At 68.1% G+C, this 14,938-nt stretch carries 14 protein-coding genes and 1 tRNA gene; 11 read left to right on the top strand and 4 right to left on the bottom strand.

The window, feature by feature from the left end; genetic code table 11:
* Positions 1 to 2: 2 nt before the first annotated feature.
* Positions 3 to 1,370, bottom strand: coding sequence for a flagellar basal body-associated FliL family protein (locus ACZ54P_RS01160; protein WP_465459554.1), 1,368 nt, complete (start codon positions 1,368 to 1,370; stop codon positions 3 to 5).
* 144 nt (positions 1,371 to 1,514) lie between these two features.
* Positions 1,515 to 2,678: a hypothetical protein gene (locus ACZ54P_RS01155; RefSeq protein WP_465459553.1), complete on the bottom strand. Its 1,164-nt coding sequence runs from the start codon at positions 2,676 to 2,678 to the stop codon at positions 1,515 to 1,517.
* 299 nt (positions 2,679 to 2,977) lie between these two features.
* Here ACZ54P_RS01155 and ACZ54P_RS01150 point away from each other — a divergent pair, with 299 nt between their 5' ends.
* The 5 genes from ACZ54P_RS01150 (at position 2,978) to ACZ54P_RS01130 (ending at position 5,698) form a co-directional block, all read left to right on the top strand.
* A complete protein-coding gene (locus ACZ54P_RS01150) occupies positions 2,978 to 3,484 on the top strand; it encodes a hypothetical protein (protein WP_465459552.1) in 507 nt (168 codons plus the stop codon).
* Positions 3,485 to 3,559: 75 nt separating this feature from the next.
* Positions 3,560 to 4,171 (top strand): hypothetical protein, encoded by a 612-nt coding sequence (locus ACZ54P_RS01145; RefSeq protein ID WP_465459551.1) that lies wholly within the window; start codon positions 3,560 to 3,562, stop codon positions 4,169 to 4,171.
* Between the two features lie 187 nt (positions 4,172 to 4,358).
* A complete protein-coding gene (locus ACZ54P_RS01140) occupies positions 4,359 to 4,898 on the top strand; it encodes a DUF2716 domain-containing protein (RefSeq protein ID WP_465459550.1) in 540 nt (179 codons plus the stop codon).
* Between the two features lie 38 nt (positions 4,899 to 4,936).
* Complete coding sequence (locus ACZ54P_RS01135) at positions 4,937 to 5,338, top strand: immunity 7 family protein (RefSeq protein WP_465459549.1); 402 nt, start codon at positions 4,937 to 4,939, stop codon at positions 5,336 to 5,338.
* Between the two features lie 66 nt (positions 5,339 to 5,404).
* On the top strand, positions 5,405 to 5,698 hold the full coding sequence (locus ACZ54P_RS01130; RefSeq protein WP_465459548.1) for a YiaA/YiaB family inner membrane protein: 294 nt from the start codon (positions 5,405 to 5,407) through the stop codon (positions 5,696 to 5,698).
* On the opposite strand, the gene ACZ54P_RS01125 is transcribed toward ACZ54P_RS01130, so the two are convergent.
* Both ACZ54P_RS01125 and ACZ54P_RS01120 read right to left on the bottom strand, forming a co-directional pair.
* Positions 5,695 to 7,452: a hypothetical protein gene (locus tag ACZ54P_RS01125; protein ID WP_465459547.1), complete on the bottom strand. Its 1,758-nt coding sequence runs from the start codon at positions 7,450 to 7,452 to the stop codon at positions 5,695 to 5,697. The two genes, ACZ54P_RS01130 and ACZ54P_RS01125, sit on opposite strands and share 4 nt — an antisense overlap.
* Before the next feature lie 309 nt (positions 7,453 to 7,761).
* Positions 7,762 to 7,834: transfer RNA gene (locus ACZ54P_RS01120), tRNA-Gly, on the bottom strand.
* Positions 7,835 to 8,031: 197 nt separating this feature from the next.
* Here ACZ54P_RS01120 and ACZ54P_RS01115 point away from each other — a divergent pair.
* From ACZ54P_RS01115 to ACZ54P_RS01090, 6 genes are all read left to right on the top strand, one after another.
* On the top strand, positions 8,032 to 9,603 hold the full coding sequence (locus ACZ54P_RS01115; protein WP_465459546.1) for a sigma-70 family RNA polymerase sigma factor: 1,572 nt from the start codon (positions 8,032 to 8,034) through the stop codon (positions 9,601 to 9,603).
* Between the two features lie 106 nt (positions 9,604 to 9,709).
* The gene (locus ACZ54P_RS01110; RefSeq protein WP_465459545.1) at positions 9,710 to 10,150 is read left to right on the top strand and encodes a DUF983 domain-containing protein; all 441 of its coding nucleotides are present in this window, start codon (positions 9,710 to 9,712) and stop codon (positions 10,148 to 10,150) included.
* 32 nt (positions 10,151 to 10,182) lie between these two features.
* Positions 10,183 to 11,046: an Fpg/Nei family DNA glycosylase gene (locus ACZ54P_RS01105; protein ID WP_465459544.1), complete on the top strand. Its 864-nt coding sequence runs from the start codon at positions 10,183 to 10,185 to the stop codon at positions 11,044 to 11,046.
* Positions 11,047 to 11,149: 103 nt separating this feature from the next.
* A complete protein-coding gene (locus ACZ54P_RS01100; RefSeq protein ID WP_465459543.1) occupies positions 11,150 to 12,445 on the top strand; it encodes a histidine kinase in 1,296 nt (431 codons plus the stop codon).
* 19 nt (positions 12,446 to 12,464) lie between these two features.
* Positions 12,465 to 13,310, top strand: a complete 846-nt coding sequence (locus tag ACZ54P_RS01095; RefSeq protein ID WP_465459542.1) for a S49 family peptidase — start codon at positions 12,465 to 12,467, stop codon at positions 13,308 to 13,310.
* Positions 13,311 to 13,496: 186 nt separating this feature from the next.
* Complete coding sequence (locus ACZ54P_RS01090; protein WP_465459541.1) at positions 13,497 to 14,909, top strand: carbohydrate-binding protein; 1,413 nt, start codon at positions 13,497 to 13,499, stop codon at positions 14,907 to 14,909.
* The last annotated feature ends 29 nt before the right edge of the window (positions 14,910 to 14,938 follow it).

Here is a 14,938-nt window from a genome sequence, read left to right as displayed (position 1 = left end):
GATCAGCTGGTGACGGCGTAGTTTTCCAGCGTCTTCTTCACCGCACGCTGGTACGTGCCACTCAACGCCTTCTCGCCCTCTTCGCCACTGAGCGGGTTCTGCAGCACGTCCACCCGGACGATGTTGTTGCCGCTGATCCACGTGCCGCGGTAGGTGCCCTTGTCGCCGTCGATCTTCTTCTGGAAGTTCAGCTTCGGCGGCATCCCCGGCAGCGGCTCGGTGATCTGCACGAACCCGTTGCTCGTCTGGTACTGGCGCAGCTGCTTGACCAGGTCACCGGCGGCACCGGGGCTGGTCAGCGGGATGACCGTGACCGAGATCTTCGCCGGCTGCGGGCCGGTCTCGTCCGGCTGCTTCTGCGAGCCGCGGTACGCGACCTGCTTCACGCCGGCGGCGATGACCAGATCGGCCTCGCCCTTCTCCATGCCGGTGATCTCGGTGAGCTGCGCCGCGGTGAGCACACCGCTCTTCGCGTCTTCTTCGCCGGACTGCTCCGGGATCTTCTCGAACAGCAGCTCTTCGGGCGTCTTCGGCTTGGCCGACGACGGCGGGGGCGCGTTCTGCGACTGGGTCGGCTGCGGCTGAGCCGTCGGATCCGCCGGGTCGTCACCACCGCCGGAGAAGGCGAAGTAACCGCCGACGCCGAGACCGGCGAGGACCAGCACGGCGACGATCGCGATGATCGCGATCTTGCCGCCCTTGCCCTTGGGCTTGTCTTCGAACAGCTCGGGGCCCTGCTTGACCCATTCCGTGCTGCCGACCGGCGAGATCGGCGGGAAGTCCGAACCACCCCACGGCGGGCTGGCGTCGGTGTCGGTCCAGCCCTGCTGCTGCGGCTGTTGCTGCTGCGGGTAACCCTGCTGGGGCGGCTGCTGCGGGAAACCACCCGCGGGCGAAGCCTGACCCTGCTGGGGGAAACCGCCCGCCGGGGATGCCTGACCCTGCTGGGGGAAACCGCCCGCCGGCGACGCGACCGGCGGCACGACCTGGGTGCGGTTCGGGTCGGCCTGCTGGTGCTGCCAGTTCGGCACGACCTGGGTGCGCTCGCCCTCGCCGTTCTGCGGCGGCTGGTTCACCGGCGCGATGATCTGGGTCGAGTCGGCGCTGTTGGACTGGCCCGCCTGCGGAGGCTGCGGGGGTTGCTGAAGTTGCTGCGGCGCCTGCGGAGCGGGCGGCTGCTGGAACGGCTGCTGCGGGAAGGGCTGCTGCGGCTGCTGGCCCGGTTGCTGGACCTGCTGCTGCGCGGGATCACCGTAGGCGACCGCCGAGGACAGCACCTGGTCGCGGCGGATCCGGTAGTCGTCCGCTGAGAGGCGTCCAGACGCGAGCTCCTCGTCCAGATTGCGCAGCTCTTCCTGCCAGGACACCACCAGCCCCCTTAATCCGATTCAGGCGGGAAGTACGCTCCCGGCCGTCGCGATACCACCGCTGCGGTGACCTCGCACATTCTGCACTGCCCGGCCACGTCACGCCCTCGCGGGTCGAATCCGTGATCTCCCCGCGACCTGCGCTTCTCAGGTCGCCGGGAGGACCGTGTCCAGTGAGGTCAGCGTCTGCTCCAGACGCGTGTCGAGCGCCTGCGAATCCCCACCGAGAGGCTGCGAGACCCACGTCGTCACGGCCATCGTCCCGGACACGTAGCCGATACCGCTGAGCTGGCCGTTCTTGTTCGCGCCGACGAGGGCGAGCCGGTCTCCGACGCGCTGCTCGCGCAAGCCGGCGTTGAGCGAGTTCTCCCGGAAGTACTGGACGATCGCGGCGGCGTCCTTCGCGTCGGTCGCCGGGATCACCAGGACGAGGTAACCGTTCGTACCCTCGTTCGAACCCTTGTAGGTGACCGACGCGATGCTCTTCGACGTGAGGTAATCGGCGGCGGCCTTCGAATAGAGGTTGAGCTCGACACCCTTCGCGACCGACATCGTCGAGTTGTCCTTCGACGGAGTTCCCGGCAGCGTGGGCAGCCGGTCTTCCAACGGTGTCTGGGCGCTGTTGGGCTGGCTTGACGGCGCGAGCCCGGAGAGCCCGTCCGGCGGCTGGGCCACGCTCGGCTGCTCGGCGACGTTCGAAGACGGCGACGAGCCCAGCCACAACGTCCCGCCGATGATCAGCGCCAGCACGACCAGCACCCCGGCGCCGATGAACAGCCAGGTCGGCTTGCGCTTGCCGGCGACCGCGTAGTCCTCGGTCGGCGCGCTGTGACGCGGGCCCGGTTCCGGGGTGAGCGGCGGAAGCGGACGGTTCAGCTGACGGGTCGACGGCTTCTGCTTGGCCTGAGGCGGCTCGGCGCGCAGGTAGACCGTCGGATTGATGTCGGCCGGCGAAGGCGCGGTGGTCTTGTGGTTCTCGATGCGCGGGATGGCGCTCCGCTGCACTTCGCGCGGCTTCGGTTTCTCGGTTTCGAGAGGCTGGGTGCGCTGTTCCGGCGGCGGCGCGTAAGGCTGCTGATACGGCTGGGGCTGCTGGACCGTGACTGTCGGCAGGTCGATCGGCCGCGCCGCCGGATTGGTGCTGTGCCAGGCGCCGCCCGGCTGTCGCAGCGGTGAGGGGACCGGTGACGGCATCGTCCCACCGGAGGCCTCCGCCAGGAGTTCGTCCCGCTTCTTGCGGTGCTCGGCGTGCCCGATCCGACCCGCGGCCAGCTCGACGTCCAGCTGTCGAAGCTCGTCCTGCCAGCTCATGTAGCCCCCTGCCGCCGGGTGTGGGCAGCCAGTGTTGCATGCACCCTTATGGGTGGTTGATGTGGTCTTTCCACATTCTTGCGTCCACAAGCGACCCGGTCCAGGACGGATTCGCTGGCTCGCCGCACCGATGGCTGGTGATCTGTGCAGTCGATCTCTGGACCGCGTTCACCCTCAAGCCTCAGCCCTGATCCCGTCGTTCGCATCACCCTCGCTTGTCCACGGTGTGATGTTCTTTCGGCTGGTCAGAGGCGGCTGACGAGTCTCGCCGGTACGGTGGCGGACGTGGGAAGCGCCGGATGACGGAAATCGAAGAGTGTCGTAGCGCGCTGCGCGAGCTGGCCATCGGCAGGCTCGCCGGCCGGGACGTCCGCACGTCCCATCTGGTCGAGGCCGGCCTGGACGCGATCGTCGCCGGGCTCGACGCACCTTCACTCAGTCTGTTGGCCGGGCTCGAGTCCGCGGGCGAAGACGCCGTCGACAAGGCGCTCCACCAGGTGGTCGACGAACTCGGTATCGAACTCCCCGCCGACCCGACGGCAGCGCGGTGGCTGCTCGTCCACGGCTGGCTCACCGCCATGGTCAAGGGCGACCTGTCACCGGCGACCGGGGGCGCGCTGGTCAGCGAGGTCGCCGAGCTGCTCGGGTCGCCGCCGTCGTTGCGGGGGATCACGCGTTGGTCGGCGATGCTCGACAACTGGATCCCCACCGATCTCACCCCGCGTGACGTCTGCGAGGTGCCGATCCTCGAAGAATCGGCTGAACTCCTCGAAGGGCCGTGGCCTCCTCGTCCGCGTCACCCGTAAGGCGCCGGTTTCTGTCGTACATGTGTTCTAAAATTAGTGTTGTACAGCAGGAACAGCGGCGAAAGGCAGACACGGATGGCCTACATCACCCTGCCCACGTTCGTGGGATACAGCACGAGCTCGGGTCCCTCGCGTTCCTCTTTCGTCCGGCGCTGGCGACGTCAGTACGAGGATCCGGCGCGGGGCGGCTTCAACTTCTATCTCCGCGCCGCGAACGCGATCCGGGCCGGCCGTATCTCGGGGCGGGATCGCGAGGTGATGCGGGCACTCGTCGAGAACGCCGACGAGCGCACCCGGCCGCATTACGCCGAGATCGCCAATGGCTGGCTGCGCTATCTGGGGCGGCGTGACCTGCGGCTGGCCGAGGTGGGCCGGTCGCGCTGGCGGCTCGGCGCGCTCGAAGTGGGCATCAATCCGCACCTCGGGCTCCGCAAGGGCGATGGTCCGGTGCACGTGACCTGGCTCTACTTCAAGGAAGAGCCGTTGAGCCGGGACGCGGCGCAGATGGTGCTGTGGCTGCTCGAACAGACCATGGACGAGCTGCGTCCGGGCGGCCGCCCGCTGGTGGTCGACGTCCGGCGCGCGAAGGAGTTCGCGTTGTCACCGCGCGACCGCGACAAGGTCAAGCCGTGGGTGCGGAGCGAGGCGTCGGCCTTCATGAGCCTTTGGGAGGCGGCGGCCGCATGATCGAACGACGGCGAGCCCGCATTCGGTGGGCTCGCCGTTCACACACCGTCATTCTCACGGTTCCGGCGACGGCGCAAGACACCTGATCAGGTGACAGTTTCCCGGAGTATGCCCGCGAACTGGACAACTTGGGCCCCGAACACGAAGCTTTCCCAGTCCTAATCGGCCGAACCACCGAGGGTCGCTCGTGAACAACGCTTGGGAAGCCATCTCCAGGGTCGTAGATGAGCCCGCTTGGTACTGGGTCTACGACAAGCTCGCGTTCTGGCCGAGCACCTACTCGCACGCCTGGCCGGGGTTCCGTGAACCCGCCCCCTCCGTCGCTTGGGACCTCGCGCCCCGTGGGGTCGATCGGTCGTCGGCCGAGTTCCGGCTCGGCCCGTACGCCGTCGAGCAGAACGACGTCGCCCGCGTGGCGCTCTCGGCGTTGAAGGAATGCGTCGCCGAGGACGAGTGGGTGTGGGTACTGCACTGGCAGCACCAGTCCTACCGCTTCTACCCGCATCGCCACGCCGCCCTCGACCCGTGGCCGGTCCCGGTTTTCCCGCGCACGGACTACCACCTGTTCCTGGCGAGCGACTTCCGCTTCGGCACACTCGGGCATCCGTGGGAACGGACACTGTGCGTCTACGGCGAGAAGCTCGTGCCCGCGTTCGAGCGGCACGGCGGACAAGTCTTCAAGAACGCGCTGCGGCGCAACGGGTCACCGGTCGCGATGGCGGGCTGACCGCCGTCCGGCGGGCGGACCTGCCTAAACTCAGGCCGGTGTTCGAATATCACGGGTGGGTGACCATCCAGGAGAGCTCTTCCGGCGATGACGACGCGGCGCTGCTCGAACGGATCGTCGAGCGGGTGCACCGCGCCGTCCGCGACTTCGACGACGGCGACCTGGTGGACCTCCGCTGGTCCGCCGGAGTGCCGGTGCTGCACCTGGGCGGCATGGACAAACACGGCACGACGATCGGGCCCGAGCTGGTGGACCTGTTCACCCGCGTCGGCGACCTCGCGCCCGGCTCGTACGGTCTCCTGCACGTCTGGGACGACCAGGACCCCGAGCACGACAACGAGTTCAAGGTGTACCGGATGGCCCGCGGCCTGGTCACCGAACGCGGCGACGACCACCTGTCCCCGGTCGCGCCGACGGTGCTGGACGGCTACGAGATCTAAATCGCAACCCTTCTTGAGTAGCCGTACTCAAGACATCGCGGGGTGCCTGGCGCGACCTTGGTACGCATGACGAAAACCTCCGCAGCGCCTCCCACCACCGTCGCCTTCTTCGTCCAGGCCGCTCTCTCGTTCGGCCTCGCGCTGGTCGCGGTCGTCGTCGGCATCTGGTACCTGCCGGTCGACGGCTGGGTCCGCGGCTTCCTCGCCCTCGGCATGCTGTTCCTGACGACGTCGGCGTTCACCCTCGCCAAATGCGTCCGCGATCGGCAGGACGAAAACTCCGTCGTCAGCAGAGTCGATCAGGCCCGCGTCGACAAGCTCCTGGCCGAGCACGACCCCTTCAAAGCGCCCGCGCTCTAACCCTTCCCGGCGTCCTTGATCGTGGTGATGCGGTGGTAGGTGCCGTCGCGATAGGCGAGGACGACCGGATCCTTCACCTCGGGAGCCGCGACGGCCTGCCACCCGGAGCGGCCAGTGCCGTTCATGAACTGGGAGATGTCGTCGCGCGGGAGCCCGACCGTGCCCCCGCCGACGACCTTGCCCGCGCCGTCGGTGATGAGGATGCACTGGGCCTGTTCGCCGCCGATGAGGGCCCAGCCGTTGATCTGCTTGTCGCCGGTGACGGGTGCGGTGTCGACGGCACCGGCGGTGTCCTTGGTGCCGTAGCCGGGGCCCTTGAGTTCGACGGCCTTGGCGAGGTCGACGGTCGTTCCGAGTTCCGGCCCGCCCGCGCCGCAGCCCAGAGTGAAGTCCGGGGTGAACGGGTAGATGCCCATCGTCCGTTCCTGTTCGAGGAAATCGGGGTAGGCGTACATCTTGCTGATCACGCTCCCGGCGTTCACCTGCATCGCCACGCCGAGGACGGGCTGGTACGCGTACCGGTAGCGGGTAGCGCCCGCGGCGGTGTTCCCGATCGCGTAGACGCAGAGGGCCATGACGAGCGCCAAGGGGATCGCCTTGAGTCGCAGCGCCCGAGGCCCGCGGGTGACCAGCAGCACGAGTACCGCGCAGACACCGAGGAGTCCGATGCCGACGTAGCGCGACGACATGCCTTCGGTGGCGTTGTAGCCGCCTCGGCTGACGCCGATCATCGCGCCGTTCAGCACTACCTGGGCGGCGAGGCCGAACCAGCCCGCGACGGCCGCGACCGGCGTCGGACCGTCGAGGGTTCCGGTGAAGTCTTGTGTCTTGGCGGCGAGCCGGTGTTTGACGGCTGTCGCGGCGAGGACACCGAAGAGGCCGACGGTCAGCGCGCCCGCGAGGAACGCGAGATCCGGTGACTTGGTGGACCAGGACTGGCCGATAGTGCTGGTCATGGCGCCGAGGTAGGTGTCGGCGCCGACGACGTTCGGCTTCTGGTAGCTCGGCGGCCATGGCGCGATGCGCCAGAGAACGAAGACGACGAGCCCGAGGCCGAGTGGCAGCGCGGCCTTGACCCGGCTCTCGCCGCGGAGCCAGAGGACGAGCGCGAGCACGATCCAGACCGGGAAGGCCACACCGTGTCCAAGGCTGCCCATGAAGGCGAAGAGGAAAGCCGGGATGAGCTTGCCGTGGTGTGCGAAGGCGATCGCGATGACGGCGGGGGCGAGGCCGAGGAGCCACTGAACGCCCATCATGCCGTCACCGAAGTACTCGACAGTGCCGGCGGAGAACATCAGTCCGGAAAGGCCGGCGACGACGCCGGCGCGGCGCAGGCCGGTGAGAGTGCGGGGCAGCATGCTCCACAGCGCGGCGAACATGCCGGCGGCGAGGATGACGCTGAGGAAGCCGAGCGGCGGCTGGGTTCCGGCGAACAGCTTCGCGTCCAGCCAGAAAACGAGGCCGACCAGCACGATCGGGTGCTCGTGGTAGAGGTGGAACAGCTGGGCGACGTCGAGGTTGCCGTTCTTGTCGGCGACGAGGCCGAGGACGACCCAATAATCCGCGTGGTTGATCTTGGGGGCGCGGAGGACCTCGGCGATCGACAGGATGATCGGTACGGCGGTCAGTGCCCACAGGGCCCAGTAGGGGAGGCGATCGAGCAGTCCGCGCTTCGCGGGCTTACCCGGTTCAGGCGTTTCCCGCTCGGTTTCCCTGGTCGCGACGGCGCCGCCGTCGCGCGCGCTCTCACTCATCCGTGATTTCCCCACCCTCGAAGATCCGGTCCACAAAGTACCGAACTCCCAGGTAGACGCCATCGTCGGCGGCCCGACATATGCGCGAATACGAATTACTACGGTCGTGTGACTCTGCTCACCGGACGTGTAGCACGTAGTAACCAAAAGAAGCAGGGAGAACCGCTGCGAACTTGACGATGTCGCGCCCAATACCCACCCGCGAGGGTGAGTTACAGGAACCGCAGGGATCCGGGGTCTCAGCCCTGGGGAATTATGGCGAGCAGGCCGTAGTCCAGGCTTTCCCTGGACACAGGCCGCGCGCTTGCGAGCGGATGACGGGATTCGAACCCGCGACCCTCACCTTGGCAAGGTGATGCGCTACCAGCTGCGCTACATCCGCATGTCACTTCGTGCTTCAACACTCGTTTGAAGCAGTGGAACAACCATACACCGACCGTCTGTAGCCGTTTGCACCCACCCCGACAGGTGCTGCGGTGTCACACCTGGCGTACAAGGGGTGACGACGGCTGCATACCTCCGTATGGTGTCCCCATTCGACCGAATGGTGAGTCCTTCGGGGAGGAGGTGCCTGGCCGGATGACCGAGCAGGGCACGGTGCCGCTTCAGGCGGCCTCGGAATCCGACGAGCAGGCATTGCTCCAGCGGCTCCGCGATGGGGAGGACGCCGCCTTCGGGGAGCTTTTCGAACTTCACGCCGCCGCGGTGCGGCGGTTGGCCCGCAGTCTCGCCTCCGATCGGTCGGAGGCGGAGGACATCACGGCCGAGACCTTCTTCCGGGTGCTTCAGGCGTTGCGCCGGGGCGCGGGGCCACGCGACTACGTGCGGGCGTATCTGCTGACGGTGGCTCGCCGGGTCTCGTGGGAGTGGCACGGTGCACGCCGTGACGTGCCGGTGAGCGACGACGAGCTGACGTTCCGGGCCGGGGCAGGGGCGGACACGAACGCCCGCACGGCAGAGCATTCGCTGATCACGACGGCTTTCACGAGTTTGCCCGAGCGCTGGCGTTCGGTGTTGTGGCAGACCGAGGTCGAGGGCGAGCAGCCTTCGATGGTCGCGCCGCATTTCGGACTGAGCGCGAACGCGACAGCGGCGTTGGCCCGCCGGGCGCGGCAAGGGTTGCGGGCGGCATATCTGCAGGCGCATCTGTCGGTGAATCGCGGGCCGGATTCGTGCCGGGCGGTGGTGGAGAAGCTCGGCGGGTTCACCGCGGGCAGTGTCACCGGTGCCGAGGCGCGCCGGATCAAGACTCATCTGATCGGCTGCCAGTCGTGCCGGGCCACGCACGACGAGCTGCGCGACGTCTGTTCGTCGCTGCGGGCGCACGCCGGTGTGGTGGCGTTGCTGGTGCCGGGTGCCGCCGGTCTCTACGCGGGCGGGTCGTCCGGGGCGTTGTCCGGATTCGCGGTTTCGGTGAAGGGCCTTCTGCTCGGTTCGAAGGTGAAGGTCGGCATGGCGGTGGCGTCGACGGCCGCCGCGGGCGCGGTCGGGCTCGTCGCCGGTCCGGCCGTGTTCGGTACCGACGTGACCCACACCATCGGGTTGTCCGGGGGCGGGTTGCCGGAGCTGGCGCTGCTGCCGCCGGCGCAGGTCGCGCCGCCTGGCCAGCATCAGCCGGTGCAGCTTCCGCCGCAGCGAATCGCCGAAGACCAGCTTCACGGCAAGGGTGCCCAGCCGGCCCGGACCGGGCCGGGGCCGAACGCCGGACTCGGCGCGGCGGACCTGCCGACGCTGCCCGACTCGGGCGGCAGCGAACGGGAAGAACTCGGCGTCGGCGGCGGTGCCGTCGCGCAGGCCCCGGCCGAGCGGTATCCGGCGCCGGTGGAGACCGCGCCGCGGCACGAGGAGCTCCCCGAAAGCGGCTCGAACCAGACCACCTCGAAGCGGGACGACATCCCGACGCAAGAATCGCTCACTCCCACCGAGGAGTCGGTGAGCCCGACGACGACGCCACGGGACTCCACGGAGCCTTCGGATCCGAATACGCCGGAGTCGACGACTGACCCGGAAGGGTCGACTTCGCCGGTGACCGGTACTCCAGGCGACTCGACCGAGGAGCCGTCCGGTGAGCCGTCGGAGGACGAGGAGAGCCCGGTGAAGCCGACTTCCCACTATCCGGAACCGGGCGTCGACCACCCGACGTGCCCGTAACGCCGGAGAGGGACGGATAGCCTTCGAACTCTCGCGAATCCGCCCGCGATCACGGTACGGTGGAGGTCGCTCACGACGAGCGAGCGGCCGCGCGGGAGGCGACTGAATGAACCGGCTGGTGCACGGCGAGGACGGCCGTGACTGGGTGGTCCGAGCCCAGATGGAATGGCGTGCTCCCGCGACTGCGGACGACTTCGAGCACGATGTGGCAGGCAGCTACGGCCCGGGTATCGCGATGATCGTGGTGACCGCGCTGCTCGCGATCGTGCTCATCATGTGGACGCCGGCGGATGTGATGATCCCGTCCTGGGTGCCGCTGGCGTTGTTGCTGATCGCGCTGTTCTTCCCGCTGCGGTGGATCCTGCGCCGCCCGTGGACCGTGGTCGCCGAGACCGAGGGCGATCTGGCAGGCGACCGGCCGTCCGAACGGTGGGTGGGCACCATCCGGGGCATGTTCACCGTGCGCGGGGAGGTCTCGAAGATCACCAAGACCATCCAGCGGCACTCGCTGCCGGATTTCGACGGCCCGCTGCACCCGGTGGAGTAGTCGCGACGGCCTGAACGCGCGAGACTGGGGTCATGCCCGAGTTACCCGAGGTCGAAGCGCTCGCTCACCACCTGCGTGAACACGCGGTGGGCAAGACGATCTTCCGTGTCGACGTGTCGTCCCTCAGCGTGCTGAAGACGGCGACACCGCCTTGGACCGAGTTGCACGGCCGTGAGGTCACCGGGGCGGGCCGGTTCGGCAAGCATCTCGACCTCGTCGCCGGGGACCTCCATCTGGTCGTCCACTTGGCGAGGGCCGGCTGGTTGCGCTGGTCCGACGCGTTGTCGCCGACGCCGCTCAAACCCGGCAAAGGGCCGATCTCGCTGCGGGTCCACCTCGACGCGGCCGCGGGGCCGGGCTTCGACCTCACCGAGGCCGGTACGAAGAAGGGTCTCGCCGTCTGGATCGTGCGTGATCCGGAGAAAGAGGTCGCCAGTATCGCGCGGCTCGGGCCGGACGCGTTGTCGCTGGACCGGACGGGACTCGAGAAGCTGTTCGCCGGACGCACCGAACGGCTGAAGACGGCGCTGACCGATCAGTCGCTGATCGCCGGGATCGGCAACGCCTACTCCGACGAGATCATGCACATGGCGAAGCTTTCCCCATACGCCACAACGGGAAAGCTGTCCGAAGGGGCGCTCGACGGACTCTCGGAGGCGATCCGGGAAGTGCTGACCAGCGCCGTGACCCGTTCGGTCGGCCAGTCCGCCGCCCGGCTCAAGGGGGAGAAACGCTCCGGGCTGCGGGTGCACGCGCGGACCGGGCTGCCGTGTCCGGTCTGCGGCGACACGATCCGCGAGATCTCGTTCGCGGACAAGTCGTTCCAGTACTGCCCGACCTGCCAGACCGGTGGGAAGCCGTTGGCCGACCGGAGGATGTCGCGCCTGCTCAAGTGACTCGTGTGCTCCGGCCTTGGGTAGGGTCGGCTCCACCCTCAGTTGTCACAACTCAACGGAAAGTGGGGAGCAGGCCTTGCACCCGGTTGGTCGAGCGCAGAGCATGGACGCCGTGTCCGGGCTCGATATCGCGCAGATCATCCCTTGGGGTGTGGCACTGCTGCTCGCGATCCTCGTGGTCGTCCTGCTGATCAAGCTGCGGCGTCCCGCGAGCATCGTGGAGAACGCAGTGCTGCAGGCCGTCCACCGGATGTCGAAGGCGACGCCTGATCTCCGTGAGGGGCTCGACGAGCAGGTCGCCGACAAGATCACCAGCCAGCTGCTGGAGATGCTCGACTGCGTCGCCGTCGGCATCACCGACAGCGAAGGCACGCTGCTGTCCTGGGACGGCGAGGCCAACGACCACTATGTCGACCTCGTCGACGCCATCGGCAACGCGATCCGCAAGCACCGCCGCGAGGTCGTCGCGCACGACAAGATGCCGTGCAACCACCGCGGCACCTGCCGGATGCGGACGGCGGTGATCGTGCCGCTGATCGTCGAAGGCGAGACCGAGGCGGCGCTGCTGGTCGTCGGGCGTACGCGCGGGCGGCTGGTGCAGATGGCCGACGCGGTCGCGCAGTTCGTCTGCACCCAGTTCGAGCTGGCGCGCCTCGACGAATCGAAGAACCAGCTCCAGCAGGCGGAGATCAAGGCGCTGCGCGCGCAGATCTCGCCGCACTTCGTCTACAACGCGCTCAACACGATCTCCTCGCTGATCCGGACGGACCCCGAAGAGGCGCGAGAGCTGCTTCAGGACTTCGCCGACTTCACGCGCTACTCGTTCCGTACGTCGGGCATGTTCACTTCACTCGCCGAGGAACTGCGGAACATCGACCGGTACCTGACCATCGAGAACGCCCGTTTCGGCGGACGGCTCGAGGTGCGGATGAAGATCGCGCCCGAGGTGCTTTCGGTGGTCGTGCCGTTCCTGATCATCCAGCCGCTGGTGGAGAACGCCGTCAAACACGGTCTCGCGTCGAAGCCGTCGGGCGGCTGCGTCACGGTGATCGCCGAGGACTACGGTGCCGAAGCGCTGATCAGCGTCGAGGACGACGGCATCGGCATGGAGCCCGCCAAGCTCGCGGACCTCCGCAGCCAGCACCGCACGGGCGCGCACGTCGGCCTCGGCAACATCAACCAGCGGATGCAGCAGGTGTTCGGCCGCGACTACGCGCTCATGGTGGAGACCGCGCCCGGCGCCGGCATGAAAGTGACCCTGCGGGTGCCGAAGTTCATGCCCGGTGTCCGGCCGAACCTGCCGGACTTCTCCGCCGACAGCGCCGCGGTCCCCGCGCAGGGCGGTCCGAACGAGGCCAGTGGGGTGACCGGTTCGCGCAGCGGCGTGCTGCCGTCGTGAACGTCGGTAACCTGGCGGTATGAGCGTTGCGGACAAGCTGACCTCCCGTCTCCCGATGATCGGCGAACGGGGTGATCGCAAAGACGTCGTCGCCGTGGTGAAGCTGCACGGGGTGATCACGCCGACCCCGTCGCCGCTGGCCAGGGGCTCGATCAACCTCGCCGCCGTCGAATCGGCGCTGACCCGCGCGTTCGCGCACGATCGGCTGAAGGCCGTCGCGTTGCAGATCAACTCGCCGGGTGGTGCGCCGACGCAGTCGGGTCTGGTCGCGGAGCGGATCCGCCAGCTCGCCGACGAGAAGAAGGTGCCCGTCCTGGCCTTCGCCGAGGACGTCGCAGCCTCCGGCGGATACTGGCTGGCCTGCGCCGCCGACGAGATCTACGCGCACCGGACGTCCATGGTGGGCTCCATCGGAGTGATCAGCGGCGGGTTCGGGTTCGTCGAACTGCTGGAGCGGTTCGGCATCGAGCGGCGGCTGTACACCGCGGGCGCGAACAAGTCCCGGCTCGACCCGTTCAGCCCGGAGAAGCCCGAAGACGTCGAGTGGCTGAAGAAGATGCACGGCCAGCTCCACGAACTGTTCGTCGACTGGGTCACCGAGCGCCGGGGAGACCGGCTTTCCGGCTCCGAGGACCTGTTCACCGGTGACGTCTGGCTGGGCGCCCGCGCGGTCGAACTCGGTCTCATCGACGGCGTCGGCAGCCTCCGCCAGGTGATCACCGAGCGGTACCCGGACGCCGAGATCTCGGTCGCCGAACCGAAGAAGGCGTTGCTGGCGCGGCTCGGCATCGGCGCTCCGGCGGCGGCGAGCGCCTTGCTGGACGCTGTTCAGCACAAGGCCGCTTGGAGCCGCTTCGGCCTCTGACCCCGTGCTATGAAAGGTCCTTTCCTTGCAAAATTTGCAAGGAAAGGACCTTTCACAGCGTTCGGGAGCGGGATGGATTCACCCGGACGGTGGTAGGCGTAGGTGGTCCAGACCAGGTGTCATATCGGACATACCGCTTTGTTGTGACCGGCAACAAAACCTCGACAAAGGTGACGAGGAGGTCCGATGTCCGTTACGTCTCCCCACGCGAACCACCGGAGCCGTTGGAAGATCGCGCTCGGCTCGGCGATCGGCGCGGCACTGATCACGGTCCCTCTGACCCTCCCCGCCGCGGCCGCCGTTCCGCCGCCGCCCTCGGGCTGGACCACCGTTTTCGCCGACGACTTCACCGGTGCCGCCGGCTCGCTCCCGTCGAGCGCGAACTGGATCATCGACACCGGCCACGGCTACCCCGGCGGCCCCGGCAACTGGGGCACCGGCGAGATCCAGAACTACACCGCGAACCCCGCCAACCTCGCCCAAGACGGTTCCGGGAACCTGCGGATCACGCCGCTGCGCGACGGCGCGGGCAACTGGACCTCGGCGCGAATCGAAACGCAGCGCACGAACTTCAAACCGCCGTCGGGCGGCGCGCTGCGCATCGAAGGCCGCATCCAGATGCCGAACGTCACCGGCGCCGCGGCGCTCGGCTACTGGCCCGCGTTCTGGGCGCTCGGTTCGCCGTATCGCGGCAACTACTGGAACTGGCCCGCCATCGGCGAGTTCGACATCATGGAGAACGTCAACGGGATCAACACCGTCTGGGGCGTGCTGCACTGCGGCGTCAACCCCGGCGGCCCGTGCAACGAGACCGACGGCCTCGTCGGCAGCCGGACCTGTCCCGGCGCGAGCTGCCAGAGCGCGTTCCACACCTACACCTTCGAATGGGACACGAGCGTCAGTCCCAACGTGTTCCGCTGGTTCGTCGACGGACAGCAGTTCCACTCGGTCAACCAGAATCAGGTCGACGCCACCACGTGGGCCAACATGACGAACCACGCTGGTTACTTCGTGCTGTTGAACGTCGCGATCGGCGGCGCGTTCCCGAACAACAACTCCGGCACCGTTACGCCGGGGCCGGGAATCGTGCCGGGGCATCCGATGCTCGTCGACTACGTCACCGTCCTGACCCGCGGCGGCGGGAGTACGACACCCACCCCGACGACAACGACGAGTAATCCCGGTGGTGGCAGCGCTTACAGCACGATCCAAGCGGAGTCCTACGGTCAGGCCGCCGGTCTCGCCAAACAGGCCACGTCGGACTCCGGCGGCGGCCAGAACATCGGCCCGGCGGGGAACGGTGACTGGGCGCGGTACCCGGGCATCGACTTCGGGACGCAGACCGCCAGGCAGTTCCAGGCGCGGGTGGCGTCCGGCGCGGCGGGTGGGGTGAGCGGCCTGGTCGAAGTCCGGCTGGACAGTCCTTCCAACGCGCCCGTCGGCAGCTTCGCCGTCGCCAACACCGGCGGCTGGCAGAGCTGGCGGACCGTGCCGGCGAACATCAGCGGGATCACCGGGAAGCACGACGTCTACCTGACCTTTTCCAGCGGTCAGCCCGCCGATTTCGTGAGCGTCAACTGGTTCACCTTCACCCCGTGAAGGAAGAGACGTGGTACGGCTAGGCGGTT

It is taken from the genome of Amycolatopsis sp. NPDC034160 (assembly GCF_055575355.1).
This window is presented reverse-complemented; position numbering and strand designations above follow the sequence as displayed.